Origin of the sequence: Castellaniella hirudinis (genome assembly GCF_042651965.1) — a bacterium.
Lineage (GTDB): Bacteria > Pseudomonadota > Gammaproteobacteria > Burkholderiales > Burkholderiaceae_B > Castellaniella > Castellaniella hirudinis.
The window spans coordinates 118,967-141,536 of the sequence record NZ_JBHSDY010000001.1; the positions used below are offsets into that span (position 1 = coordinate 118,967).

Sequence of the window (22,570 nt, forward strand, 5' to 3'; positions counted from 1 at the left end):
GTCAAATCGTACCAATGCATAAAAAATAAACATCCTGCTCACTGCATGCAGCCGAAACTCTTTGCGAGGGAGCATCACGATGGTGACCATCACGGTAGTCGAACCCAACACCCTCTTGCGCATGGGGCTCCTGACGCTGCTGCGCACGTTCGACTGTCCGCTGACCAGCACCGGGATCGACTACACGCAGTTGTTCCACGGCGCCCTCCCGCGCACGGAAACAGACCTGATGCTGCTGTCGGTGCCGGACACTTACGACCGGATGATCGAACTGGTCCGCACAGCCCAGGAACACTATGCGCCACGCCGTCTCCTGCTGCTGTCGGAAACCCGGACCCTGCCTTATTCGCTGCTCAACCTGCCCCCGGTGCTGGCAGGATACATTTCCAAGCACGCCTCGCAGGATGTGCTGAAGGCATCCGTCATGCTGGTCTTGGCCGGCGGGAAATGTTTCCCGCACCCGGACGCGTATCAGACCGAAGCCCCGTCGCCCGATAGCCGCGATCCGCCGAAGCGGCGCTGGTACGACCATCAGGACGCGCCCTCCGTGTCCCGGTACGACGAGCCGCAGCCCGACAATCTCTTGCACATGCCGCTCGACCGGTACGCGCCGCCCGCGCCGCCCACGCCACAGGCCGGCGCCCAGACCCTCACGCCGGAACTCGTCTCCCGAGAAGCCGCCATGCTGCACCTGACGCATCGCCAGTACGAAGTGCTGGTGCTGCTGGCCAAGGGCTATCCGTTGAAGAAGATCAGCCGGGAACTGAACATCTCGGTGGCGACGGCCAAGACCCACGCCGAAGCGCTGTATCAGCGCCTGGCCGTGAACAGCCGCAATGCCGCCGTCTACGCCGCGGTGTCACGCGGCGCCACGCTGGGCTGGCACGACCCGGACCTGGCGACGCATCCGCCCCTGCACCCGGCCGCCTGAAGCGATTCGAATGCATGGGCGACGGCTTGATCAGCGGTGCTTGAAGTCGGGTTTGCGTTTTTCCACGAAAGCCCGCATGCCTTCTTTCTGATCCTCGGTGGCGAACAGGGCGTGGAAATTGCGCCGCTCGAACAGCAGCGATTCGCTCAGCGGCGCCTCGTAAGCGCGATTGATGCATTCCTTGGCCATCATGACGGCCGGCAACGACATCGAGGCGATCGTCGCGGCGGCTTCGAGGGCCTCGTCCAGCAGGCGCTCGACCGGCACGACGCGGGACACCAGCCCGGCGCGCTCGGCCTCGGCGGCGTCCATCATGCGGGCCGTCAGCACCAGATCCATGGCCTTGGCCTTGCCCACCGCACGCGGCAGGCGCTGGGTGCCGCCATAGCCGGGAATCACGCCCAGCTTGATTTCCGGCTGGCCGAACTTGGCATTTTCGGCGGCGATGATGAAGTCGCACAGCATGGCCAGTTCGCAGCCCCCGCCCAGCGCGTAGCCGGACACGGCCGCGATGAGAGGCTTGCGGGTGCGCCGCAGCGCATCCCAGTTGCCGCCCAGATAATCGGACTTGTAGACGTCCATGTAGGTCCAGTCGGACATGGCGCCGATGTCGGCCCCGGCCGCAAAGGCCTTCTGGCTGCCGGTCAGCACCATGGCGCCGATGCCGTCATCGGCCTCGAAGGCGCTCACGGCGGCCGATAACTCGTCGATGACCTCGTTGCTGAGGGCATTCAAGACCTGGGGACGGTTCAGGGTCAGCAGGCCGACGCGGCCCCGGACCTCGACCTTGACGAACGATTCGCTCATGGTGCCTCCAAAGTAAACTACCGACATGAAAAATGAACAGATGATCCAATATCAAGTGCGGCTGGCCGACCCGGCCGGTCACCGCTACGCCATCCGTCTGACGATTCCGCGCCCCGATCCGGCCGGCCAGAGCCTGCGCCTGCCCGCCTGGATTCCAGGCAGCTACCTGATCCGTGATTTTGCCCGACAGATCGAAACTTTGCAGGCTTCGTCCGGCGGCGCCCCGGTGGCCGCGCGCAAGACCGACAGCCACACCTGGCGCTGCGCCCCCTGCACCGGACCGCTGACCGTCGATTATCAAGTCTACGCCTGGGATCTGTCCGTGCGCGGCGCGCATTTCGACGAAAGCCACGCCTTCTTCAACGGCTGCAGCCTGTTCCTGGCCGCCGTCGGCCAGGAAGCGCAGCCCTGCCTGCTGGACCTGTGCCCGCCCGCCCATGCGCGCGGCTGGCAGGTCTACACCAGCCTGCCGTCCGCCGCCGGCCATCCGGACGCGGCCCCGCTGCGCGGCTTCGGCCTGTACCAGGCCCGCGACTACGATGAACTGATCGACCATCCCGTCGAGATCGGCACGCCGCAGTGCATCAGTTTCGAGGCCCACGGCGCGGTCCACGATCTGGTGTTCACCGGCCGCGTGCCCAATCTGGATCTGGAACGCATCGCCGCCGATGCGCAGAAAATCTGCGCGGCCCAGATCGAGCTGTTCGAGCCCGCCAGCCGCCGCGCTCCGTTCCTGGACGGCGCCGAACGCTACGTGTTCCTGGTGACGGTCACGGGCGACGGCTACGGCGGCCTGGAACACCGCGCCTCCACGGCCTTGATCACCCGCCGCGCCGACCTGCCCGCGCAGGGCTGCGCGGCGCCCGAGGGCTACGTCACTTTCCTGGGCCTGCTCAGCCACGAATACTTCCACACCTGGAACGTCAAGCGCATCAAGCCCGCCGCCTTCGCCCCCTACGATCTGAGCCGCCCCGGCCACACGGAACTGCTGTGGGTGTTCGAGGGCTTCACGTCCTACTACGACGATCTGATGCTGCTGCGCGCAGGCGTGATCGACGAGCCCGCCTACCTGAAGCTGGTCGGCCGCACCCTGGACCAGGTGCTGCGCGCCGGCGGACGCCTGAAGCAGTCCGTGGCGGAAAGTTCTTTTGACGCCTGGACGCGCTACTACAAGCAGGACGAGAACTCGCCCAACGCCCTGGTCAGCTACTACACCAAGGGTTCGCTGGTGGCTCTGGGCCTGGACCTGGAAATCCGCCGCCAGTCCGGCGGCGCGCGCAGCCTGGACGACGTCATGCGGCTGCTGTGGCGGCGCTACGGCCGCGACTTCTACCAGGGCCGCCCCCGAGGCGTGGCCGAAGACGCCATGCCGGCGCTGATCCAGGCGGCCACCGGCGCCGACGTGACGGACTTCATCGCCCGCCACGCGCTGGGCCGCGAGGACGTGCCCCTGAAAGCCGCCCTGGCCCGCGTCGGCATCGAACTGTCCGCGCAGCCCGAGCACACCCGCCCGACGCTGGACGTCCGCACCCAGGCGGACCCGGCGGGCCTGCGCCTGGCCACCGTCCACGAGCACGGCCCCGCGCACCGCGCCGGCTTGTCGGCCGGAGACCTGCTGATCGCCGCCGACGGTCTGCGCATCACCGACGCCGCCGGCCTGGACCGCCTGCTGGACGCGCGCCGGCCGGGCGAACGCCTGAGCCTGCATGTGTTCCGACGCGACGAACTGCGCCAGCACACGGTGCGGCTGGGCAAGCCCGCCGCCCTGCGCCACCAATTGCAACGGGTCGGCGGCGGGGCCCACGGGACACCCGCATGAGCGCCGAGGGGGGCTCCATGAGCGCGAACACGAACACCCGGCGCGTGATCCTGGACGCACTGCGCGTCCAGGCGCCCATCGGCATGCTGGACCATGAACGCCAGGCCCCGCAGCCGCTGGTGATCCGGGCGGAATTCGACACCGACGCCTCGCGGCCCGTGGACGATGCGGACATCGGCACGGTGCTGGACTACCGCCTGCTGCGCGCCGCCCTGATCGAGGAAGCCACCCGCACCCACACTGACCTGCTGGAAACCCTGGTGGACCGCGCGCTGGACCGCATCCTGCGCGACTTCCCCGGCGTCCTGGGCGTTAAAATCCGCATCTGCAAGCCGCAGGCCTTCGACGATTGCGCCGTCTGCATCGAACAGGCCCGCCGCCGCTGAACCCAACCCAGTCCGACCCATGAACACGTCCCTCTCGGCGCCGTCCGCCTCCGATCCGATCCCGTCCGCCCGCACGCCCGAATCCGACGCGCACGCCGCCCAGCGCCGCAGCGTCAACGAGAACAAGCTCGTCAAACGCCTGCTGCGCGAGACCGGCAAGGCCATCGGCGACTACGGCATGATCGAACACGGCGACCGCGTCATGGTCTGCCTGTCGGGCGGCAAGGACTCCTACGGTCTGCTCGACATCCTGCTGACGCTGCGTGAACGCGCACCCATCGATTTCGAGATCATCGCCGTCAATCTGGACCAGAAGCAGCCCGGCTTCCCCGAACACGTCCTGCCCGACTACCTGAGCGCGCGCGGCATTCCCTTCCACATCGAGAACCAGGACACCTATTCCGTCGTCAAACGCCTGATCCCGGAGGGCAAGACCACCTGTTCCCTGTGCTCGCGCCTGCGGCGCGGCATCCTGTACCGCGTCGCCCGTGAACTGGGCGCCACCAAGATCGCCCTGGGCCACCATCGCAACGACATCCTGGCGACCTTCTTCCTGAACCTGTTCTACGGCGGGCGCATGAAGGCCATGCCGCCCAAGCTGGTGTCAGACAACGGCGAACACGTCATCATCCGGCCGCTGGCCTACGTGCGTGAAAAAGACCTGATCGCTTACGCCAAGCTGCGCGAATTCCCCATCATCCCCTGCAATCTGTGCGGCTCCCAGGAAAACCTGAAGCGCAAGGAGGTGGGCCGCATGCTGGAGGAATGGGACCGCCATTTCACCAACCGCACATGGAACGTGTTCCGCGCCCTGTCGCACGTGGTGCCTTCGCACCTGATGGACCCGGCGCTGATGGACTTCGCCGGCCTGAAGCCCACGGGCCGGGCCGACGCCGATGGCGACCGCGCCTTTGACGAAGAAGACTTTCCCATGTCCGCCTTTGCCGAGGACGAGGATGAGATCGGACACGAAATGGTCCCTGCGGACCATTTCGAGCCCATCGAATCGAAGCGGCATGCAGGCCGCGCCGTGGACGAGCAGCACAGCAGGCCGCGCGTGCGTCGGCCGGACACGCCCTAGCAGGCCGCCAAAGTCCTTTTCAATGGACGCTATGACGCCACGATCCCCGGCAACCACAACGTCAGACCGGGGAAGGACACCAGCAGTCCGATCATGGTCAGCATGGTCACGACGAACGGCAGGGCGCCATACACGACATCCTTGAGCTTGCCTGATTCACGCGTCCCTTGAACGACGAACAAGTTGATCCCGACCGGCGGCGTCAGCATGGCGGTTTCCATCAACACCATCATCAACACCCCAAACATCAGCGGATCGATGCCTGCGGCCTTGATCGCCGGAATGACCAGCGGCACCGTGGCGATCAGCATGGACAGGGGTTCCATGAACATGCCCAGCACCAGGTAGAAGACCACCGCAGTCACCAGGACGGCGGTCGGCGACAGCCCCGTGCCACTGAACAGCTGCGTCACCAACGACGATAATCCGATCGCCGACAAGACGAAATTGAGCAAGAATGCGCCAATCACGATCAGCATGATCATGGCGGTGGTCGTCATCGTGGCTTCCGCAGCCTCCAGCAGCATCTGGATCGTCAGCCGCTTGCGCGCCACGGCGAGCATCAATGCCATCAGGACGCCCAGCGCCGCCGACTCGGACGGTGTCGCCCATCCCAGGTAAATGACGCCGATGACCACGATGAAGATGAACAGCGGCGGCAGCAGATCGGGCAATACTTCAAAGCGTTTGCGCCACGAAGTGGCAATGGCTTCGCCGCCCCATCCGGGCCGCGCCACGCAACAGACGACGATGATGGCCGAAAACAGCACGGCCAGCAGCACGCCCGGGATCATTGCAGCCAGGTACAGCTTGGGAATCGACGTCTCGGTCAGCACGCCGTAGATGATCAAGGGGATGGAAGGCGGAATCAGGATGCCGAGCGAACCACCCGCCGCAATCGTGCCCAGGAACAGGGGCTCGTGATAGTGATACCGTTTGACCATGGGATTCGCGATGGTGCCCAATGTCGCGGCGCACGCCACACTGGAGCCGCTCATGGCCGCAAAGGCGGTGGAAAAGCCCACATTGGCATGCATCAACCCGCCCGGCATGCGCGCCAGCCACTGGGCGATGGCGTGGTACATCCTTTCACTGATGCCGCTCCGCAGGAGCAGCTCACCCAACAGGATGTACAGGGGAATGGCAAACAGCGTGAACCCGCTCGATGTCCCCCACGTCAGTTCGCCGAACGCAATCCACAAGGGCATGGGCGAATACCAGTCGGCCAGCAACAGGCCCAGCACGATCATGACTGCGGCCACGGGGATACCGGCGCCGAGCATGAGCAACAACATACTGACGGAAGTGCTAAGCATGGCGCGCCTCCTTCGAGCCTGCGTTCTGGATGACCTCCTGCTGCTCGCGCAGATCGTCTTCGGCAGTCCGCGTCCCGATCAGTTTCACGGCATCCATGCGATCACCTCGCACCACATGCCCGAGCGCTCTGGCAAACAGGTACACGCTGGTCATGAACAAAAACACCAGCCCGGCCGCCCAAAGCCCCTGAGGAACGGCCATGGGTACGGCAAGCGGCGTAATCGAGCGGGCGCCGCGTTCCAGCGATTCAAGATAGGTCGCAACACCCACCCAGGCCAGCACGGCGCTGGCCGCGCCAAAGACACACATCGCCAGCAAATCGAAATACACCCAGAGCGACCGGGGAAAGATCGACTGCAGGATGTCGATACGAATATGGCCCCGATTCAACAAAGTCAACGATGCCGCCCATGTCGTGGCAATCGCCAGCACATACCCGGAAATCTCTCCCGCGCCTCCGGAGAGGATGGAATGACCGAACAACTTCCGGCTGAATACGTCGATGCCGATGACGAAGGCCATCAACAATACGGCCAGCCCCCCTATGCGGGCACTCCAACGTGCCAGGGCGGAGAAAATATCTGACATGGCTTTGATCCGTAGAATGAAAGGGACGAAGCGCGAGCCCCCGCCCCTTTCCTGGAAGGATTAGAGCGTGGACAAGTCGATCTGCATGTCGACCACCTTGCCTACGGTTTCGTTCCAGCGGCTGGCACACTCCTTGCCGCAACGCTTGGCCCACTGCGGCAGCACCACTTCCTGCGCGACCTGCTTGATCCGCGCCTTATCCGCATCGGAGGGAGGCACCAGCGTCATGGACTCCTTGCGCCCCAAGGTGCAGGGATCCTTGCCGGTGTTGCAATCGATTCCTTCCTGATTGGCCTTTTCGCCGATGGCCCACAGCCGCTCATCCAGGGAAGCGAATTTCCGGGTCAGATAGTCCCGCACAGCCGGGTCGAACTTGTTCCACGCCTTCAGGTTCACGGACTGGTAGTAGATGGACCAATTGACGGGCACGGCCAGCAGATACTTGGTGACTTCGCCCCAACCTGCCGTATTGCCGGCCAGACTGCCCGTGATCGCGCAATCGAACACGCCGCGCTGCAGCGAAGGCACGACTTCGCCGAATGGCGTCGTGACCGGCGAACCCCCCAGGGCAATGACCATATCGGCCATGGTCCGGCTGTTGACACGAACCTTCTTGCCCTGGATGTCCTGCAGGCCCCTGACCTCGGGCACGCACCAGAAAATCAGACCGGGGTTCGGGGCGAGACCCAGCAGCTTGGTATTGAACTTCTCCTCCATGATCCGCGACACTTCCGGCGCCCAGGCATTGCAGGCCTTGTGCGCCGTCTCGATGTCGGGAGAAATCCCGGTCAGATCACACCCCTCGAATGCAGGCTCATCACCCGCGACCTTGACGATGTCGGTCGAGGCAAAATCGGCCACACCGGAAGCCGTGAGCCGCAGCAACTGCTGCTCCTGCAGGCCCATGACATCATAGTTGGCATATTCGGCCGTGATCCTGCCGCCCGAATCAGCCGGAATTTCCTCGAGCCAGAACGGCTTTTCAACCTGCTGTGTCTGAACCAGCGTGCTGTAGCCGCCGATGACGCGCAGTTTGGTGGCCGGCATCTCCTGGGCATGGCTGCCCGCAAAAGGCGCCAGAACCCCCAGGATCAAAGCCGCGGCAAACACCGGGGCGCGCAGGGCGCAGCACATCCTCGGATGAGTATTCATCATCAGTCTCCTTGCAAATATGAATTGTTGTTCTATTGGGTTAGGTAAAGAAAATCACGCCGCAAACATCCGGGCTTGCGGCCTCCTGCCTGACAGGGCCGCCTCAAGAATGAGGCGCACGCCCTGCGCGTCGACCGGCCGGGGATTCAGGCCGTTGTCGGTCTCGATCACCAGCTCGGTGCAACGCTCGACATCCCCCTGCGTCATGCCCTGATCAGCCAGGCAAACGGGGGCGCCCACGGATCGGGCAAAATCATACAAGCCGCCGGACGCCGTCTCTGCACCGAGCGACCGGGCGACCCGGGACATGATGGCCGGGCACGCCGATTCATTGAAAGCCGTCACATAAGGCAAGGCGACCGAATGCGACGTGGCATGCGGGATGCCGTAGCTTGCGCCCAGGACATGCGCAACACCGTGGTGCAGCGCAAAGCCTCCGGTCAGGGCGGCGCCGCCCAGATACGCTCCGTACAAAGCCTCGCGCCGCGCCTGCAGGTCGGCAGGATCCCGCATGACCCGCGGCACGCCCTCGCTCAAGGCCCGGATCCCTTCAAGCGCGGCCATGGCGATCACAGGGCTGGCCGTCCGCACATAGAGCGCCTCGATACAGTGCGCCATGGCATTCATGGCGCTCTCGGCGCTCACCTGCACGGGCAGGCCCAAAGTCAGCTCGGGATCGTAGATGACGGTGCGCGCCAGCATGCGCAGGCTGGTATGCATCCGCTTCACGCCGTCGATCGTGATGCCGCAGAACCCGGTCATCTCGGATCCGGAATAGGTCGAGGGAACCGCGATGTAACTGCAATCCGTCTCCAACGCGACCGCCTTGGCCAAGCCAATGGCCGCGCCCCCTCCGACGGCGATCAGGCAGTCGATGCCGCATTCCGTGACATACGCACGCGCGGCCCGCGCCAGCTCGATGGGCACTTGCGACACCGCCTTGGGATAGACGCCGACACACAGGCCGCCCAGGCGATCGGCCACCCGATGCGCCATTTCATTGCGCCCGGGCGTGCACACCACCAACGCGCGCCCGGCATTCAGACGGGCCACCTCTTCGGCCACGCGGGCGGCCGCGCCGGCGCCAAAGACGATGCGCGGAGGCATCGCATTGTAGATATCACCCGGTGTCGTGAAGTCCGCGCCACCCGACCATTCATTCCCATTACGGCTCATCAATCCAGTTCCTTCAAATCGTTCCAACCACACATCCGAGGCATCGGCCCACCCTGCGACGGCTACCAGTCGACGACGGTTCCATCGTCGAGCACTGCGCCCGATGCATGCATGACCTCCTGCTTGAACGGATGCCGGGCCGCTTCGCGTTCATTGATTTCGACGCCCAGTCCAGGGCTCTCCGGCACCTGCCAGGCATTGCCGATCCGCCGCATGGGCGTACTGACCACGTCGTCGTACCAGGGCACGGCACCGGACATCTCTTCCTGAATCACGAAATTCGGCGTCGACACATCGAAATGCAGGGCTGCCGCGCCGGCGATCGGCCCATTCGGGTTGTGCGGCGCGACCCCCATGAACGCGTGCTCCGCGGCATGCGCAATGCGCTTGCCCTCGAGCAGGCCGCCCGTATGGTTCAGATCCGGTTGAATGATGTTGACCGCCTGCGCGCGAAACAGCGGCTCGAACTCCTTGAAGCCCACCAGGCGTTCACCCGCCGCGATAGGGCAGGCCGCGCGCGCCGTGATGGCGCGCAAAGCCTCGGCATCGCCCGGCTGAACGGGCTCCTCGCAGAACATCGGCCGATACGGCACAAGCTCCTCGATGAACTGCAGCGCCGCCGACTGCGATGCCGGCCGCCCATGGAAATCGATCATGATGTCCACGTCGTCGCCCACGGCGTCGCGCAACACCTGCATGCGCCGTCCCACATCGCGGCGAGCGGCGTTGCTCACCGAATAATGGGAATACGGAATGAACACGACCTTGAGCGCGTCATAGCCCTTGTCGATCACGGCCAGCGCCCGGTCACGCAACGCGCCTTCGTCGAACGTCTCATAGACGGATTTCATGTCGCCCATGCCCAGGTGGGTATAGACGCGCACACGGTCCCTCACCTTCCCGCCCAGCAGACGCCATGCCGGCACGCCCAGGCTCTTGCCGAAAATGTCCCAGAGCGCATGCTCGATGCCGCTGATGGCCGTCGCCCCGATGATGCCGAGGCGATAGTAGCTGTGCTTGTTCAGCACACGCAGAATCTGTTCGATATCCCGCGGATCACGACCGATCAACAGGGGCGCCAGGTCTTCCACGGTCGAGGCGACGGCGCGCGTCTTCCAGTTGAGGCTCGCCTCACCCCAGCCATACAGGCCATCCTGGTCCGTCATCACTTTGACGAAGATCCAATTGCGCATTTCCGCGTTCACCACCATCGTGGTCACGCTGACGATCTTGATCGGCACGGAGCGTTCCGTCTCCAGCATGTTTGACATCCTTGTGTGACTGTCAGGCCGATGGGGCCCGAACCCTGTTGAGCAGCGGTTCTCCGGCCATCAGGCGCCGGATGTTCCCCGCAATGAACCGGTATCGACGTGCAGCCAGATCGGCAGTCCAGGCGCATGAGTGCGGCGTGCACACGACATTGGGCAACTCGTGAAACGGATGGTCTGCAGGCGAGACCTGATCGTCCGCGGCGGCCGGATAGCGATACCACACATCCAGCACGGCGCCGCCGATCTGCCGGCGCTGCAGGGCCGTGAACAAGGCGCTTTCCTCGACGATCTGGGCACGCGAGACATTGATCAGCACCGCCGACGACTTCATGCGCGCCAATTGCGCCGCGCCCATCATGCCGCGTGTCGCGTCGTTCAACGGACAAGCGATCACCACGAAATCAGCCTCACCCAAGAGACGATCCAGTTCATTCTGCGGGACAAAGTCGTCGATCAACCCGGGTACGGCGCTGCCATGGGGGTCGGTGGCCATCACCCGCATGCCAAATACCTTGGCGCGCTGGGCGATGGCCCGCGCAATACGGCCCATCCCGATCAGGCCGAGGGTCCTGCCATACAACTCCCCGTGCTGAACCCGATGGAGGTACGCATCCGGCCAGCTTTTCTGCACGAACCGCTGACGCATCTCGGCCAGGCGGATTTCCGATTCGAGCATGGCGAGCAGTACATATTCCGCAATGGGAATCTCGTGCTCGAAGACATTGCACACCGTGGCCGAGGGCGGCAGGGTATCGAGCGCGATGCCGTCCAGGCCCGCACCAGGCACATGCAGCAGGCGAAAGGCAGGCATCCTGCCGGCCGGCCTGGTGAGTCGCAACGTGATCAGCACATCATCGGCGGCAATGTCCGAGTCGTAGGCCGCGCTATGGGCGGCTTCCCGTGGCAAGGAGACAAAATCGCAGCCCAGGGGCAGCTCTGCTGCCAGAGTGGCCTGATGGTTTGCCGCCTCACCGACCATGACTATTTTCATGTCCGCCTCCTTTGAACGCATCCTACAAGGGGGCCATTAAGAAAGTCCAATTATGTTTTATGATCTAATAATAATTACCACTTATCAGAAACCCACGACGGCGGAGGCCTCATGGATCAACGGCGCCTGCAGTGTTTCATCGTGCTGGCAGAGGAACTGAACTTCAGGCGCGCGGCAGACCGCTGCCACATCAGCCAGCCCGGACTCAGCCAGCTTCTGCGGCAACTGGAAGACGAGCTGCAGGCACAGCTTTTCTACCGGGACAAACGCAATGTATCGTTGACGCCCGCAGGCGAACTCTTCCGCAAAGAGGCCTACAAGCTGCTGCTGCAGATGCGTGACATCGTGGACCGCACGCGCCAGATCGAGCGTGGCGCCATCGGCGAATTGACCATCGGAGCCACGGCGACGGCCCTGTTCGTGATCCTGCCTGAAATCGTCCGCCGGTTTTCAGAGGCGCTGCCGAAAGTGGCGCTCACGGTCAGGTCGATGACGACCGTCGATCAGGAACATGCGCTACGCCGCGGCGACATTCAGGTGGGGCTGGTACACCCGCCCCTCGAAGACCGGGCGCTCACGTGCCGGGTGATTTCCGCCATACCATTCGACGTGGTGCTCTCGGACCTCAATCCCCTGAGCCGGAAATCCGTCCTGACGCTCAAGGAACTCGCACAGGAAACCTTCATTCTGTTTCCACGCGCCGTCGGCCCCAGGCTATACGATGAAATCATCACCCTGTGCCACCAGCAAGGATTCAGCCCCCGCAAGATCATCGAGGCCGCCCCTGCCCAATCCATCGTCGCCATGGCCGCCTGCAACATGGGCATTGGATTCGTGGCGTCGAAACTGCAGCATTACGCCCGGCCGCTGGCGACCTACCGGCAACTCCAAGGCCCCGGTCCGCGCCTGACCCTGGGCGCCATCCATCCCAGTGAGCACATGTCGCCCGCAGCAGAGAAATTCATCGAAATCGCGGCATCGGTCGGCGCTTCTTTGAACTAGCGCCGCGCGGGGAGCGATAGACTACCATCCCATGAACACAGCCTTTTCAGCGCCGCCTGCAGCGGCCGCCACCCCCGTTCCGATCCCGGCCGCCCACACGCCGGGCGCCAGAAACCACGGGACACGAGGCACGCCATGACGATACGCTGGACACTCGCTCTGCTGGCCCTGCTGGCCGTCCTGGCGGCGGCCTGGTGGGTCAGCACCAAGCCCTCGAACGACCGCGACTGGGCCGATGAGGTCTCGCGCACCCTGCGCGGCAGCGTGCAAGGGTCCCTGGTCACGCTGCACGACATCCGAGATTTCGACTGGCGCAGCGACACCGACTACACCGCGCGCTGGCATGACGGCGTCTACGACCTGGACGCCCTGACGTCCGTGGACATGGCGCTGTCCTACTGGATGGGGCCGGCCATCGCCCACACCCTGGTGTCCTTCGGCTTCGCAGACGGGCGCCATCTGGTGTTCTCCGTCGAGATCCGCCGCGAACGCGACGAGGCCTTTTCCACCCTGGGCGGCTTCATCAAACAGTTCGAGCTGGCCATCGTGGCCGCCGAAGAACGCGACATCCTGCGCGTGCGCGCCGGCCCCCGGGGCGAACAGGTGTTCCTGTACCCGGTCCACATGCCGCCGGACGCCCGGCGCGCCTTGTTCCTGTCCTACGTGGAGCGCGCCAACCGGCTCGCCGACGAGCCGCGCTTCTACCACACGCTGACGGCCAACTGCACCACCCTGGTCTACGACATGGTCCGTCCGCTGGTGCCCGGCCTGCCGATGGACTACCGGCTGATCCTGTCAGGCTACCTGCCCGAATACCTGTACAAGCACCACGGCCTGGACACGAGCCTGCCGCTGGACGCCCTGCGCGCCCGGGCCGACATCACGCGACGCGCCGGACAGCCTGCGGCCGCGCAAGATTCCGCCCTGGACTTCTCGCGGCGCATCCGCGCCCCTGAATCAGCCTCCGGCCCTGCGCGGCCCGGCACCGACGCATCATCATGAACGCTGCTTGCGCCAGACTCCGGGGCGTCTCCCCGGCCCGCCTCCTGCACAAGGCCGGCCTGCTGTGCATGATCGGCCTGCTGACCGGCTGCGCCGGCGTGCGGATCAAGCCCGTCAGCACCCAGGAATTCATCGCCCAGCATCGGGGCGACATCCTCAGTTCCGGCACGCTCAGCATCGCCGCCCGCAATACCTTGTCCGTGATCGGCCAGGATCCGGCTCCCTGCCGCCGCGATCCCGCCCCCTGCATCGAAGCCCTGAGCAGCCCGACGGGCCTGGACGAGGAACAGCGGCTGTCCGCGCTGGCGGAACTCTGGCTGGCCCAGGCCCTGAACGAGGGCCGGGCCAACGGCTCGACCGGCCCGGGCTCCTATCTGCAGGCGGCCCGGTACGCCTACGCCTATCTGTTCTACACCACGCGGCCGCCCGCCCAGCGCGCCTTCGAAGAGCGCCAGACCCAGGTCCGCGACTACTACAACTACGCCACCGAGCAGGTGTCCCTGCGGGCGTACCGCCATTACCAGGCCCACCCGGACGAGTCCCCGCTGGGCGGGGCGGCGCTGCAGACTGCGGGCTGGCGGCTGCGCATCCGCAACGCCGACGTGCGCCTGCCCGAGGGTGAGCGTCTGCCCGACGAACTGATCCCGGCCAGCACGCTGACGTTCCGGGGCCTGCGCAGCATCTACCGGCGCGACGGCCTGGGCGCCGAACTGGTCGCCGTCACCCGCGCCAACCGCGAAGACAAGGGGACATTTCCCCACCCCTGGAGCGAGCCTGCCTTCCCGGCCGTGACCGCCGTGCTGTCCTTTCCGGGAAGCGACCTGGAGGCCGTCCTGCGCACCCGCGAGGCCATGCTCCGGGTCTACGACCCGTACAAGCACGACGCCATCCGGCTCGCGGGCGACACGGTGCCGCTGGCGGCCAATTTCACCTCCGGCTACGGCTTGTGGCTGGCCCGCTCGGGCTTCGCCACCCAGGCCATCCGCAATGTGCTGGGCGGCGAAGACGGCTTGCGCGAGCCGCACATCTACCTGCTGCAGCCCTATGACCCCAAGCGGCGCATCGTCCTGATGCTGCACGGCCTGGCCAGCAGCCCGGAAGCCTGGGTCAATGTGGCCAACGAAGTCCTGGGCGACGAGGACTTGCGCCGCAACTACCAGATCTGGCAGGTCTATTACCCCACCGGCCGGCCGCTGGCCTACAACAACCGGGCCATCCGCCAGGCGTTCCAGGCCACCCTGGACCATTTCGATCCCGACCGCACGGCCCCGGCCGGACGCGACATCACCCTCATCGGCCACAGCATGGGCGGCGTCCTGGGACGCCTGCTGGTGTCGTCCTCGAGCAACGTCCTGCACGACGCCATGCAGACCCGCTACAACCTGGAGCCCGAACAGCAGGCCCGCATCCTCCACGATTACGCCGATCTGCTGTATTTCACACCGGTCCCGGGCGTCAGCCGCGCGGTCTTCATCGCCGCGCCGCATCGCGGCACCGCCTACGCCAACAACCGCCTGGCACGCTTTGCCTCGTCGCTGATCCGCCTGCCCCTGACGATTTTCGAGGACCTCAGCGGCCTGGCCAACATGACGCAGCGCGGCCAGGCCCAATACGACCGGGCCCTGATATCCAACGGGATCGACAATCTGAGCGATCGGGACAGCTATCTGCGCCTGAGCAACGACATGGCGATCTCATCCGCCGTGCGCTATCACAGCATCATCGCCCGCCGCTCGGCGGACGGCCCCCTGGAAGATTCCGACGACGGGCTGGTGTCCTGGCGCAGCGCCCACCTGGAAGGCGCGGTATCGGAAAAGATCATCCCGGGCGCGCACAGCATCCAGGAAACCCCGCCGGCCATCCTGGAGATCAGGCGGATCCTGCACGAGCATCTGCAGGCGCTCGAACCGGATCGCCGACGCTAGGCCGGGCGCGCATGCCGGGCCCGCCATTCGCTGGGCGACACCTCGAAGCGGCGCCGGAAGGCATGGCTGAACACCGAGGTGTCGATGAACCCGTGGGCATACGCCAGTTCGCCGATCTGCCGGGTGCAGGCGGGATCGGCCAGCAGGTCCCGGCAACGTTCCAGCCGGGCGCCCAGGATATAGTCCGCCGGGGTCAGCCCCCGGGCGGAAAACAGCTTGTACAGATAGCGGCGGGACATCCGGAAACGCTGCGCCAAGGTATCGGCGTTCATCCCGCTGTCATGCAAGTGTTCCTGCACGTGCCGCAGAATGACGCGCAGTTGCCCCTGGCGGACTTCCTCGAGGCTGGAAGCGCCGCCGCCGTCGGCATGCTCGCCCAGGCTGAGGGCGAACAGCCGCATCACGGTCGAGGACACCTCGAAGGCCAGTTCCGATCCCAGCGCAGGCCCCTGAGACACCAGCGCCCGCAAGGCATCCATGGCGACCCGCGCGCTGCCGTGCTCCGACCCGAGCCGCCGGGCGAGCTGCGACTGGATGCAGGGCTCCCACACGGAAAGCACGTGCGCCGGCACCTGCAGGACGAGAAAATGCGCGCCCGGTTCTTCACAGACTTCGTAGGGCCGCGACGTGTCGTAGATCCCCCAGTCACCCGGATCGAGCAGCGCCGAACGGCCGTCCTGCTCGATCTGCGTGCGGCCGGAGAGCTGGACGCTGAATTTGTATTGCGCGTTTTCGGCGCGGCTGGCCAGCACGCGCGTGCGCCGCACCCGTTGCGCCGCCGTCACCAGTTCGGAGATCTGGAGACAGCCGAGCATCTCGTTGGCCGCCAGATTGCGGAACGCGCCGTTGCCCCTGGCTTCGACTTCCAGGGGGACGAAATGCTCGGAGATGCTGTCCGCCCAGGCGCCGCGCGTATCGAACCGCCGCAACGGCGTGCTCAGCCACGTAGGCTTGAGCGCGGGCGCCGCGGACTTGGGCATAGGCGCGGACATGGTGTCGATCCTCACTTCCAGACTATCGGGAAATCTAGCGCCCCAACGCCATTCCGGCCAGCGGGACAAACCCCTAGCCGGACGGCCCCGAGGCCCGGTGACGGTCGAATCCACAGGCGCCTGGGAAGGGGCGGCGCGCCCGCGCGCTCAATTTGATCCATAGAGATACGGGGCGGGCGTCAGGCCCAGCTTTTGCAGCCTGGCTTCCAGTTGCCGGCGCGCGGCCACGACATCATCGAAGCGATAGGGCCGGACCGCCCCGACCTCGCCGGCCGTGAACGGCCTGAAATCGGGCGTGACCGTATCCGGGCTGAAGTTGGCGACCATCCAGTTCAGCACGTCCGCGAGCTCGGCGTTGCCCAATTGCGACTGAGCGGCGCCCGGCACGCGGATCATGTATTCCCGGCCTTCAGGCAGGCGGGTGAACAGGCCGATGGAATTGAGGAAACTGGGCACCGCATTGCGGGCCACGCCCTGGCCGTCGAAGCGGTGGCAGCCCCCACAATTGAGCATGTAATCCTTGTAGGCCGACTGGCTGGCCGCCATGGATTCAAGCATCGCATGCGAGGCGGCCCCGGTCTGCGCGGCCCCGACCGGGGCCGACAGGGCCAGCGCCAGGCACAGACCCGTCCTGAACCCGCGCACGAATTTGGACATGATCCGCTCCCTCCTGCCTGAAGGTCAATTCTTGCCCAGCCCCACGATGGTGGAGACGGTGCAATGGTAGGTCGTGTTGCTGTTGGCCATGCACCAGTTCACATCATTGTGCAGGAAGAACTCGTAGCCCGGCCGTTCACGCACCTGGCCGCCGCAGTAGCACCGGCCGCAGGCCGTCTTGCCGCAGCAGTCGTGGTAGCTGACCAGATAGTCCTTGCCATCCTTGGGATTGTGGCAGGTCCCGACCCACGAGATGGGCGAGGGCTCGCTGCCCGGCGGGCAGGTCGTCGCCGAACCGCCGCAGCAGGTGCACAAAAAACCGTCCACCGCGCAATAGCGCCAGTAATCGCACGAGGACAATTCTTCTTCGGTCGCGGTATCCAGGTCCGTCTTGGGCGCCGCTTCCGCGGCCTTGGCGATCCGGGCGACCGGCAGGACCGGCATGACGAAGGCCGTGCCGACGAACACCTTGCCGATCGAACACAACACGCTGCGCCGCGACGAGGCGTGGGCTACCTTGCGGGTCAGGGATTCACCGAAATGATCAAGCCATCGCATTGCTATTCTCCTTGCGCGTGATTTCCTGGACCGTCGTGCCGCGTTCCAGCCATTCCTGGGCCGAGGCCACACCGATTTCCTTGGCCGTGAACAGGCTTTCGAGCTGTTCGCGGGAATTGATCAGGCCCTTGGCCCGGACGACGCCCTGCTCATCGATCAGAATGGCATAGGGCAGCTTGCTGACCTGGAAACGCATGCCGACCTCGGTGGACAGCGCGTAGGGAAAGGCTTCCAGGCCGGCCTTGCGGTAGAAGGCCAGGTGCTCGGGCATCTCGCCGTCGCTGGCCAGCACGATGTCCAGCCAGGCGCCTTCGGTGCGCGCCACCGACTTCAGGATGGGCAGCAGCTTCTTGCACACCGGGCAGGTGGGGGACACGAAGAACAGCAACTGGCCGCGCCCGCCGCCATGGCCGATGCTCAGGGGGCGGCCCAGCAGGTCGGTGAGTTCGAAGCGGGGCGAGGCAGCCCCCACCGCCGGCCCCTTGTCGATGGTCAGGGCGCCCATCGGGGCGACCCGCTCGTACAGGACGCCGATCTGCCGGGACAAGGCCAGCACCACCAGCAGCAAGGCCAGCGTCACGACCCACAACACGATATTCGATACGATCAATGCCGTCATGATTGACTCCTTTTGCGCATCTCGAGATGGGATGCGAGCAACTGATTGAAAGCGAGATAGAGGCCGAGCAGGGCCAGCGACATGCCGAAGAACGTGACGCCGTCCAGCCAGACCAGGTCACGCACCGCAGGACCGCCGATCCCGGGCCAGGCCGGCAGGGCCAACAGCGCGAGCAGGCCGTTGCGCGCCACCACCCACCAGGACAGGCTGGCCGGCGCCTGGGACAGGCCGCCGCAACCGCAGTCGATGTCGGTGCGGCCCCGCAGCAGATTCACGGTCACGCCCAGCGTGGCCGCAGCCAGGACGGCCAGCGCCACAGCCACGCCCGCCGCGCGTGCAGCGGGCCATAGCAGCAGCCCCCCGGCCAGCAGTTCGGCCACGACGAAGACGAGCGCGAACGGCCGGTGCAACACGGTCGGCAGCAGGCGGTAACCCGCCACGGCCGCTTCGAACCCGGACCAGTCGCGCAGCTTGTGCAGGGCGCCCAGCCAGAAGATCGCCGTCAGCACCGCCAGCGCGGCGTACGCGATGACAGGATCACCCATTGCCGCCTCCCGCATAGCCCATCAGTTGCAAGGACGCCTCGGCCGCCTCCGGGATCGTCAGGACCTCTTTCGGCTCGGGCTTGGAGATGTCATAGACATGGACATTCCCGCCATCGATGGTCAGCAGTTGAGGCTTCTTGCCCGGAACGACGGACATGGACAGCGCATCCTTGCCCGGCACGCGGGCGATGCGCTTGCGGGTCTTCAGATCGTAGACCCAGATCTCGGCGGCGGGATGCTTGTGGGAACCCTCGACACCGTCCGGATGCATGAAGATATACAGGCGCTCGCTCTTCGGTTCGACCGCCAGCAGGTTGTAGCCGCCCGGCACCCAGTGCTGCGCCCGGTCCGCGTCGTCGAGCAGGGACCAGACGGGGTCGAATTTCATGGCGCCGTCCTTTTGCGGCCTGGCCGTATAGACATTGCCGTAGAAGGAGACGAACACCATGGCGTTGGACAGGCGGCCCGGGGTGATGAAGACGGGGTCGTCCTTGACCGGGAACATGGGCTCGCTGCGCGCCTGGGACGCCACCTTGCCGTCATCCCCCAGCGTGATCGTCAGCAGGGCGCCGTCACCGCAGATCGTGGAGAAGCTGCGCGGCGTGCCCGGCACGGGAATGATGCTCCAGCAGCCCGCCGTGGCGGTGATTTCATCGACGAAGGCGTTTTTCCGCATATCGACCACGCTGACCGAAGCAGCCGGCGTGGCGTTCTGCACCAGGACGAAATGGCCGTCCCCCGTCTGGCGGAAAATGCCGTCGTAGTTCAAAGAGCCGGCCCGCTTGGGCGGGATCTTGATTTCCCGCACGAAGCTGAGCTTTTCGTTGTCCCAGACTTCGACCACGTCCGTGCGCTCGCCCCGCGTGATGCGCTCGAAATACGTGGTGGCGACATAGATCTGCTTGCCGTCCTTTGAGACCTGGGCCTGGCCGTTGAACGCGGTGGGGATCATCCCCAGGAGCTTGCCGGTGTTGCGGTCGAACTCCTTCAGACGGCTGTCGGTCAGGTGGAAAAACACCGAATCCATCACATAGATGCGCTGGTCCGGGGCGACCTTGACCGAATGGCCGCCGGTCAACTGCTCGACCGGCAGAGGCGGGGCGGCCTGGACGCCGGCGGCGGCGCTCAGCAACAATGCCGCCGACAGCAGGCCCATCCCGGTTGAGATCCTGAATACTGGTTTTTTCATGGCGTGAGTCTCCTGGGTCCGGCCTAGAAGGCGTAGACGTAACGCATCTGCACACCGCGCATGCGCGGACCGTTCTCGACCTTCAGGTCGTGGATGTACTGCAGTTGCACCTGATTGGCGTCATTGATCTGGTGGGTGATCTCGAAGGCCAGTTGGTGGTTCCTGGCGCTGGATACCGTCTCGACGCCATCGACCTTTTCGCGGCCGCCCGTTTCGTAGCGGTAGCGCATGCCCACGTAGGTGCTCTCGGTGATGTTGGTCGACGCCAACGCCATCAGGCGGATGGCCGGCGCCTTCTTGAGCGTGCCGCCGTAGTAATTGGTGTTGTCGCCGAAGAACTCGAATTCGGCGACGGCCTCGAGGAAGGTCGATTCGCCGACCCCCTGCACAAAGGCGAAGTCCTGGATCGTCGTCCAGCGGTTTTTCCCGGACGAGGCATCGGCGTGATTGCTGTGATAGCGGCCGGTCGGCACGGTGATGAAGGGCTCCCAGGCGAACCAGGTCTTGGTCTCCTGGTTGTTGACGAACCAGACCGCCGCGCCCAGTTGGGCGTCGCCCACGCCGGTCACCCGGTCGTCGGGCTCGCCGCTGACCCCGATGGTGGTGCGCGTGGCCGGCAGGATCAGTTCGTACTGGACGGTTTTGCCCAGGACCTCGCTGAAATACATGGGGCGCAGCACCATGCCCCGCACGTCCACCGTGGGCCCGTCATCCACCCGATTCCCATGGTCATAGAAACCATGGGAATTCAGGCCGAACAAGTAGGCCGCGAACACACTGGTGCCCGGCGGCGCCGGAATCCAGTCCCGCGCGCTGGGATCCCCCGCCTGAGCGGAACCTGCCGCCGCCAGGGCGGCAGCCAGCGCAAGCCTGCGCATCGTACGCATCATCGTCATGCATGTCTCCTCGTGGCCGGCTTCCGGGCCGGCTCTGTTGGAATGAAAAAAACTGCTGAAACCTAGTGTCCTGTTTGGCTAATTGCGCGAACTAACCAAGCAGGACACCAGCCGTCAGGCAGCGCCCGGATAGGCGATGCAAACCGACTTGGTTTCGATATAGTTGTCGATCACGGCGCGGCCATGTTCGCGCCCGACCCCGGACTGCTTGTAGCCGCCGAACGGCATGCTCGGGTCCAGCATGTTGTGGGTGTTGACCCAGACCGTACCGGCCTGGATGCGCGGCACCAGGCGATGCACGCGGCCCAGGTCATGGCTCCAGATGCTGGCCCCCAGGCCGAAGCGCGTGTCGTTGGCCAAGGCCACGGCCTGGTCCTCGTCGCGGAACCGCGCCGCCACGACGACGGGGCCGAAGATTTCCTCGCGCACGATCGTGGCATCGGGTGCGGCGCCGTCGAACACCGTCGGCCGCACGAAATAGCCCGGGCCGTCCCAGGCCTGTCCACCCGCCACCACGCGCGCGCCCGAGGCGCGTCCGGCCGCGATGAAGTCGGAAACCCGCTGGCGGTGGCGCGCCGACACCATGGGACCGATCTGCGTGTCCGGATCGAAGCCGGAGCCGATCCTGAGGCTGTCCGCAACGGCCGCCAGGCCTTCCAGCACCTGATCGTAGAGGCCTTCCTGGATGAACAGCCGCGAACCGGCCGTGCACACCTGGCCCTGATTAAAGAAAATGGCCCCGGCCGCGCCCTGGATCGCCTGATCGATGGGGCAATCATCCATGATCAGGACCGGCGACTTGCCGCCCAGTTCGAGCGAAATCCGCTTCATGTCGTCCAGCGCGGCATGGCCGATGAGCTTGCCGACTTCGGTGGACCCGGTGAAGGAAATCTTGTTGACGTCGGCATGGGCGACGAGCGCCGCGCCGGTCGTCTCGCCCCGGCCCGTGATCACATTGATCACCCCGGGCGGGAAGCCGACTTCGAGCGCGAGTTCCGCCAGCCGGATCGCCGTCAACGGGGTCTCCTCGGCCGGCTTGAGCACGACCGTGCAGCCCGCCGCCACGGCGGGGGCAATTTTCCAGACGGCCATCAGCAGGGGGAAATTCCAGGGCACGATCGCGGCGACGACCCCGACGGGTTCCGCCCGGGTATGCGCGTGATACTGGACGCCCGGCGGGAATGGAATCGACAGGTTCAGGGTTTCGCCCGTGATCTTGGTCGCCCAGCCCGCCATGTAGCGCAGCCATTGCGCGCTGGCGCCGACTTCGAGCATCCGGGACAGGCCCAGCAACTTGCCGTTGTTCAGCGTCTCGAGCCGCGACAGGGACTCGCCCTCGGCCTCGACGCGGTCGGCCAGCGCCAGCAGCAGGCGCTCGCGGCCCGCCGGCGTCATGGCGCGCCAGGCGGAAGACTCGAAGGCGCGGCGCGCGGCCCGCACCGCCTGATCCACCTGGGCGGGACCGGCTTCGACCTGATGGGCGATGATGTCGCCGGTCGCCGGATCATAGACGGGCAGGCGGCCTTCCCCCTGAGTGCAGGGTGTGCCGTCGATGATCATGTGTTCCCGAATGGCGGCCTGCTCGGGGCGCGGATCCGTCGCGGTCATGTCTACCTCTTCTTCGCATTGATTCAAGCGAAGAATACCCGCGCCCGCCCGCTGTCAA

General features: G+C 65.5%; 22 protein-coding genes. 7 read left to right on the top strand and 15 right to left on the bottom strand.

The features are described from left to right. Positions 1-79: 79 nt before the first annotated feature. Positions 80-931: a response regulator transcription factor gene (locus tag ACFO0J_RS00620; RefSeq protein ID WP_376811127.1), complete on the top strand. Its 852-nt coding sequence runs from the start codon at positions 80-82 to the stop codon at positions 929-931. Between the two features lie 30 nt (positions 932-961). Here ACFO0J_RS00620 and ACFO0J_RS00625 read toward each other — a convergent pair whose 3' ends face one another. Continuing rightward, complete coding sequence (locus ACFO0J_RS00625) at positions 962-1,738, bottom strand: enoyl-CoA hydratase (RefSeq protein ID WP_376811128.1); 777 nt, start codon at positions 1,736-1,738, stop codon at positions 962-964. A 25-nt stretch (positions 1,739-1,763) separates the two neighbouring features. On the opposite strand from ACFO0J_RS00625, the gene ACFO0J_RS00630 reads away from it, so the two are divergent. From ACFO0J_RS00630 to ttcA, 3 genes are read left to right on the top strand one after another with little or no spacing between them, the layout of a single operon-like run. After that, entirely contained in the window at positions 1,764-3,557 is a 1,794-nt protein-coding gene (locus ACFO0J_RS00630) for a M61 family metallopeptidase (RefSeq protein WP_376811129.1), read from the top strand. Between the two features lie 17 nt (positions 3,558-3,574). Next, positions 3,575-3,943 (top strand): dihydroneopterin aldolase, encoded by a 369-nt coding sequence (locus tag ACFO0J_RS00635; RefSeq protein ID WP_376811130.1) that lies wholly within the window; start codon positions 3,575-3,577, stop codon positions 3,941-3,943. Positions 3,944-3,962: 19 nt separating this feature from the next. After that, on the top strand, positions 3,963-5,024 hold the full coding sequence (ttcA, locus tag ACFO0J_RS00640) for a tRNA 2-thiocytidine(32) synthetase TtcA (RefSeq protein WP_376811131.1): 1,062 nt from the start codon (positions 3,963-3,965) through the stop codon (positions 5,022-5,024). Between the two features lie 29 nt (positions 5,025-5,053). On the opposite strand, the gene ACFO0J_RS00645 is transcribed toward ttcA, so the two are convergent. From ACFO0J_RS00645 to ACFO0J_RS00670, 6 genes are read right to left on the bottom strand one after another with little or no spacing between them, the layout of a single operon-like run. After that, complete coding sequence (locus ACFO0J_RS00645; protein WP_376811132.1) at positions 5,054-6,340, bottom strand: TRAP transporter large permease; 1,287 nt, start codon at positions 6,338-6,340, stop codon at positions 5,054-5,056. Further along, on the bottom strand, positions 6,333-6,929 hold the full coding sequence (locus ACFO0J_RS00650; protein WP_376811133.1) for a TRAP transporter small permease subunit: 597 nt from the start codon (positions 6,927-6,929) through the stop codon (positions 6,333-6,335). Before ACFO0J_RS00650 ends, ACFO0J_RS00645 begins: the two co-directional genes overlap by 8 nt. Positions 6,930-6,989: 60 nt before the next feature. Beyond that, positions 6,990-8,084: a TRAP transporter substrate-binding protein gene (locus ACFO0J_RS00655; protein WP_376811134.1), complete on the bottom strand. Its 1,095-nt coding sequence runs from the start codon at positions 8,082-8,084 to the stop codon at positions 6,990-6,992. A gap of 51 nt (positions 8,085-8,135) precedes the next feature. Beyond that, the gene (locus ACFO0J_RS00660) at positions 8,136-9,284 is read right to left on the bottom strand and encodes a maleylacetate reductase (RefSeq protein WP_376811135.1); all 1,149 of its coding nucleotides are present in this window, start codon (positions 9,282-9,284) and stop codon (positions 8,136-8,138) included. A 35-nt stretch (positions 9,285-9,319) separates the two neighbouring features. Continuing rightward, positions 9,320-10,519 carry an enolase C-terminal domain-like protein gene (locus ACFO0J_RS00665; protein WP_376811136.1) on the bottom strand — a complete coding sequence of 400 codons (1,200 nt, stop codon included), beginning with the start codon at positions 10,517-10,519 and terminating at the stop codon, positions 9,320-9,322. A 22-nt stretch (positions 10,520-10,541) separates the two neighbouring features. Beyond that, positions 10,542-11,519, bottom strand: a complete 978-nt coding sequence (locus ACFO0J_RS00670) for a 2-hydroxyacid dehydrogenase (RefSeq protein WP_376811137.1) — start codon at positions 11,517-11,519, stop codon at positions 10,542-10,544. A 111-nt stretch (positions 11,520-11,630) separates the two neighbouring features. On the opposite strand from ACFO0J_RS00670, the gene ACFO0J_RS00675 reads away from it, so the two are divergent. The 3 genes from ACFO0J_RS00675 to ACFO0J_RS00685 all read left to right on the top strand — a co-directional run bounded on the left by ACFO0J_RS00675 (position 11,631) and on the right by ACFO0J_RS00685 (position 15,448). Continuing rightward, a complete protein-coding gene (locus tag ACFO0J_RS00675; protein WP_376811138.1) occupies positions 11,631-12,521 on the top strand; it encodes a LysR family transcriptional regulator in 891 nt (296 codons plus the stop codon). 135 nt (positions 12,522-12,656) lie between these two features. Continuing rightward, on the top strand, positions 12,657-13,523 hold the full coding sequence (locus ACFO0J_RS00680) for an Lnb N-terminal periplasmic domain-containing protein (protein WP_376811139.1): 867 nt from the start codon (positions 12,657-12,659) through the stop codon (positions 13,521-13,523). Continuing rightward, positions 13,520-15,448 carry an esterase/lipase family protein gene (locus ACFO0J_RS00685; RefSeq protein ID WP_376811140.1) on the top strand — a complete coding sequence of 643 codons (1,929 nt, stop codon included), beginning with the start codon at positions 13,520-13,522 and terminating at the stop codon, positions 15,446-15,448. Before ACFO0J_RS00680 ends, ACFO0J_RS00685 begins: the two co-directional genes overlap by 4 nt. Here the strand turns inward: ACFO0J_RS00685 and ACFO0J_RS00690 are convergent. From ACFO0J_RS00690 to ACFO0J_RS00725, 8 genes are all read right to left on the bottom strand, one after another. After that, positions 15,445-16,440: an AraC-like ligand-binding domain-containing protein gene (locus tag ACFO0J_RS00690; protein ID WP_376811141.1), complete on the bottom strand. Its 996-nt coding sequence runs from the start codon at positions 16,438-16,440 to the stop codon at positions 15,445-15,447. The genes ACFO0J_RS00685 and ACFO0J_RS00690 overlap by 4 nt on opposite strands. 147 nt (positions 16,441-16,587) lie before the next feature. Further along, a complete protein-coding gene (locus ACFO0J_RS00695; protein ID WP_376811142.1) occupies positions 16,588-17,097 on the bottom strand; it encodes a cytochrome C in 510 nt (169 codons plus the stop codon). Positions 17,098-17,121: 24 nt separating this feature from the next. Further along, positions 17,122-17,655 carry a methylamine dehydrogenase light chain gene (locus tag ACFO0J_RS00700; RefSeq protein ID WP_376811143.1) on the bottom strand — a complete coding sequence of 178 codons (534 nt, stop codon included), beginning with the start codon at positions 17,653-17,655 and terminating at the stop codon, positions 17,122-17,124. Beyond that, complete coding sequence (mauD, locus tag ACFO0J_RS00705) at positions 17,642-18,274, bottom strand: methylamine dehydrogenase accessory protein MauD (protein ID WP_376811144.1); 633 nt, start codon at positions 18,272-18,274, stop codon at positions 17,642-17,644. The genes ACFO0J_RS00700 and mauD overlap by 14 nt, the downstream gene beginning before the upstream one ends. After that, complete coding sequence (locus ACFO0J_RS00710) at positions 18,271-18,819, bottom strand: MauE/DoxX family redox-associated membrane protein (protein ID WP_376811145.1); 549 nt, start codon at positions 18,817-18,819, stop codon at positions 18,271-18,273. The genes mauD and ACFO0J_RS00710 overlap by 4 nt, the downstream gene beginning before the upstream one ends. Continuing rightward, entirely contained in the window at positions 18,812-20,008 is a 1,197-nt protein-coding gene (locus ACFO0J_RS00715; RefSeq protein WP_376811146.1) for an amine dehydrogenase large subunit, read from the bottom strand. Before ACFO0J_RS00715 ends, ACFO0J_RS00710 begins: the two co-directional genes overlap by 8 nt. Positions 20,009-20,031: 23 nt before the next feature. Continuing rightward, a complete protein-coding gene (locus ACFO0J_RS00720; protein WP_376811147.1) occupies positions 20,032-20,904 on the bottom strand; it encodes a transporter in 873 nt (290 codons plus the stop codon). A gap of 114 nt (positions 20,905-21,018) precedes the next feature. Then, positions 21,019-22,512: an aldehyde dehydrogenase family protein gene (locus tag ACFO0J_RS00725; RefSeq protein ID WP_376811148.1), complete on the bottom strand. Its 1,494-nt coding sequence runs from the start codon at positions 22,510-22,512 to the stop codon at positions 21,019-21,021. Positions 22,513-22,570 lie beyond the last annotated feature (58 nt).

Excerpts from the sequence above, each read along its gene's own strand:
- ACFO0J_RS00620 (WP_376811127.1), top strand. The coding sequence starts at position 80 with ATGGTGACCATCACGGTAGTCGAACCCAACACCCTCTTGCGCATGGGG.
- ACFO0J_RS00625 (WP_376811128.1), bottom strand. The coding sequence starts at position 1,738 with ATGAGCGAATCGTTCGTCAAGGTCGAGGTCCGGGGCCGCGTCGGCCTG.
- ACFO0J_RS00630 (WP_376811129.1), top strand. The coding sequence starts at position 1,764 with ATGAAAAATGAACAGATGATCCAATATCAAGTGCGGCTGGCCGACCCG.
- ACFO0J_RS00635 (WP_376811130.1), top strand. The coding sequence starts at position 3,575 with ATGAGCGCGAACACGAACACCCGGCGCGTGATCCTGGACGCACTGCGC.
- ttcA (WP_376811131.1), top strand. The coding sequence starts at position 3,963 with ATGAACACGTCCCTCTCGGCGCCGTCCGCCTCCGATCCGATCCCGTCC.
- ACFO0J_RS00645 (WP_376811132.1), bottom strand. The coding sequence starts at position 6,340 with ATGCTTAGCACTTCCGTCAGTATGTTGTTGCTCATGCTCGGCGCCGGT.
- ACFO0J_RS00650 (WP_376811133.1), bottom strand. The coding sequence starts at position 6,929 with ATGTCAGATATTTTCTCCGCCCTGGCACGTTGGAGTGCCCGCATAGGG.
- ACFO0J_RS00655 (WP_376811134.1), bottom strand. The coding sequence starts at position 8,084 with ATGATGAATACTCATCCGAGGATGTGCTGCGCCCTGCGCGCCCCGGTG.
- ACFO0J_RS00665 (WP_376811136.1), bottom strand. The coding sequence starts at position 10,519 with ATGCTGGAGACGGAACGCTCCGTGCCGATCAAGATCGTCAGCGTGACC.
- ACFO0J_RS00670 (WP_376811137.1), bottom strand. The coding sequence starts at position 11,519 with ATGAAAATAGTCATGGTCGGTGAGGCGGCAAACCATCAGGCCACTCTG.
- ACFO0J_RS00675 (WP_376811138.1), top strand. The coding sequence starts at position 11,631 with ATGGATCAACGGCGCCTGCAGTGTTTCATCGTGCTGGCAGAGGAACTG.
- ACFO0J_RS00680 (WP_376811139.1), top strand. The coding sequence starts at position 12,657 with ATGACGATACGCTGGACACTCGCTCTGCTGGCCCTGCTGGCCGTCCTG.
- ACFO0J_RS00685 (WP_376811140.1), top strand. The coding sequence starts at position 13,520 with ATGAACGCTGCTTGCGCCAGACTCCGGGGCGTCTCCCCGGCCCGCCTC.
- ACFO0J_RS00690 (WP_376811141.1), bottom strand. The coding sequence starts at position 16,440 with ATGTCCGCGCCTATGCCCAAGTCCGCGGCGCCCGCGCTCAAGCCTACG.
- ACFO0J_RS00695 (WP_376811142.1), bottom strand. The coding sequence starts at position 17,097 with ATGTCCAAATTCGTGCGCGGGTTCAGGACGGGTCTGTGCCTGGCGCTG.
- ACFO0J_RS00700 (WP_376811143.1), bottom strand. The coding sequence starts at position 17,655 with ATGCGATGGCTTGATCATTTCGGTGAATCCCTGACCCGCAAGGTAGCC.
- mauD (WP_376811144.1), bottom strand. The coding sequence starts at position 18,274 with ATGACGGCATTGATCGTATCGAATATCGTGTTGTGGGTCGTGACGCTG.
- ACFO0J_RS00710 (WP_376811145.1), bottom strand. The coding sequence starts at position 18,819 with ATGGGTGATCCTGTCATCGCGTACGCCGCGCTGGCGGTGCTGACGGCG.
- ACFO0J_RS00715 (WP_376811146.1), bottom strand. The coding sequence starts at position 20,008 with ATGAAAAAACCAGTATTCAGGATCTCAACCGGGATGGGCCTGCTGTCG.
- ACFO0J_RS00720 (WP_376811147.1), bottom strand. The coding sequence starts at position 20,904 with ATGACGATGATGCGTACGATGCGCAGGCTTGCGCTGGCTGCCGCCCTG.
- ACFO0J_RS00725 (WP_376811148.1), bottom strand. The coding sequence starts at position 22,512 with ATGACCGCGACGGATCCGCGCCCCGAGCAGGCCGCCATTCGGGAACAC.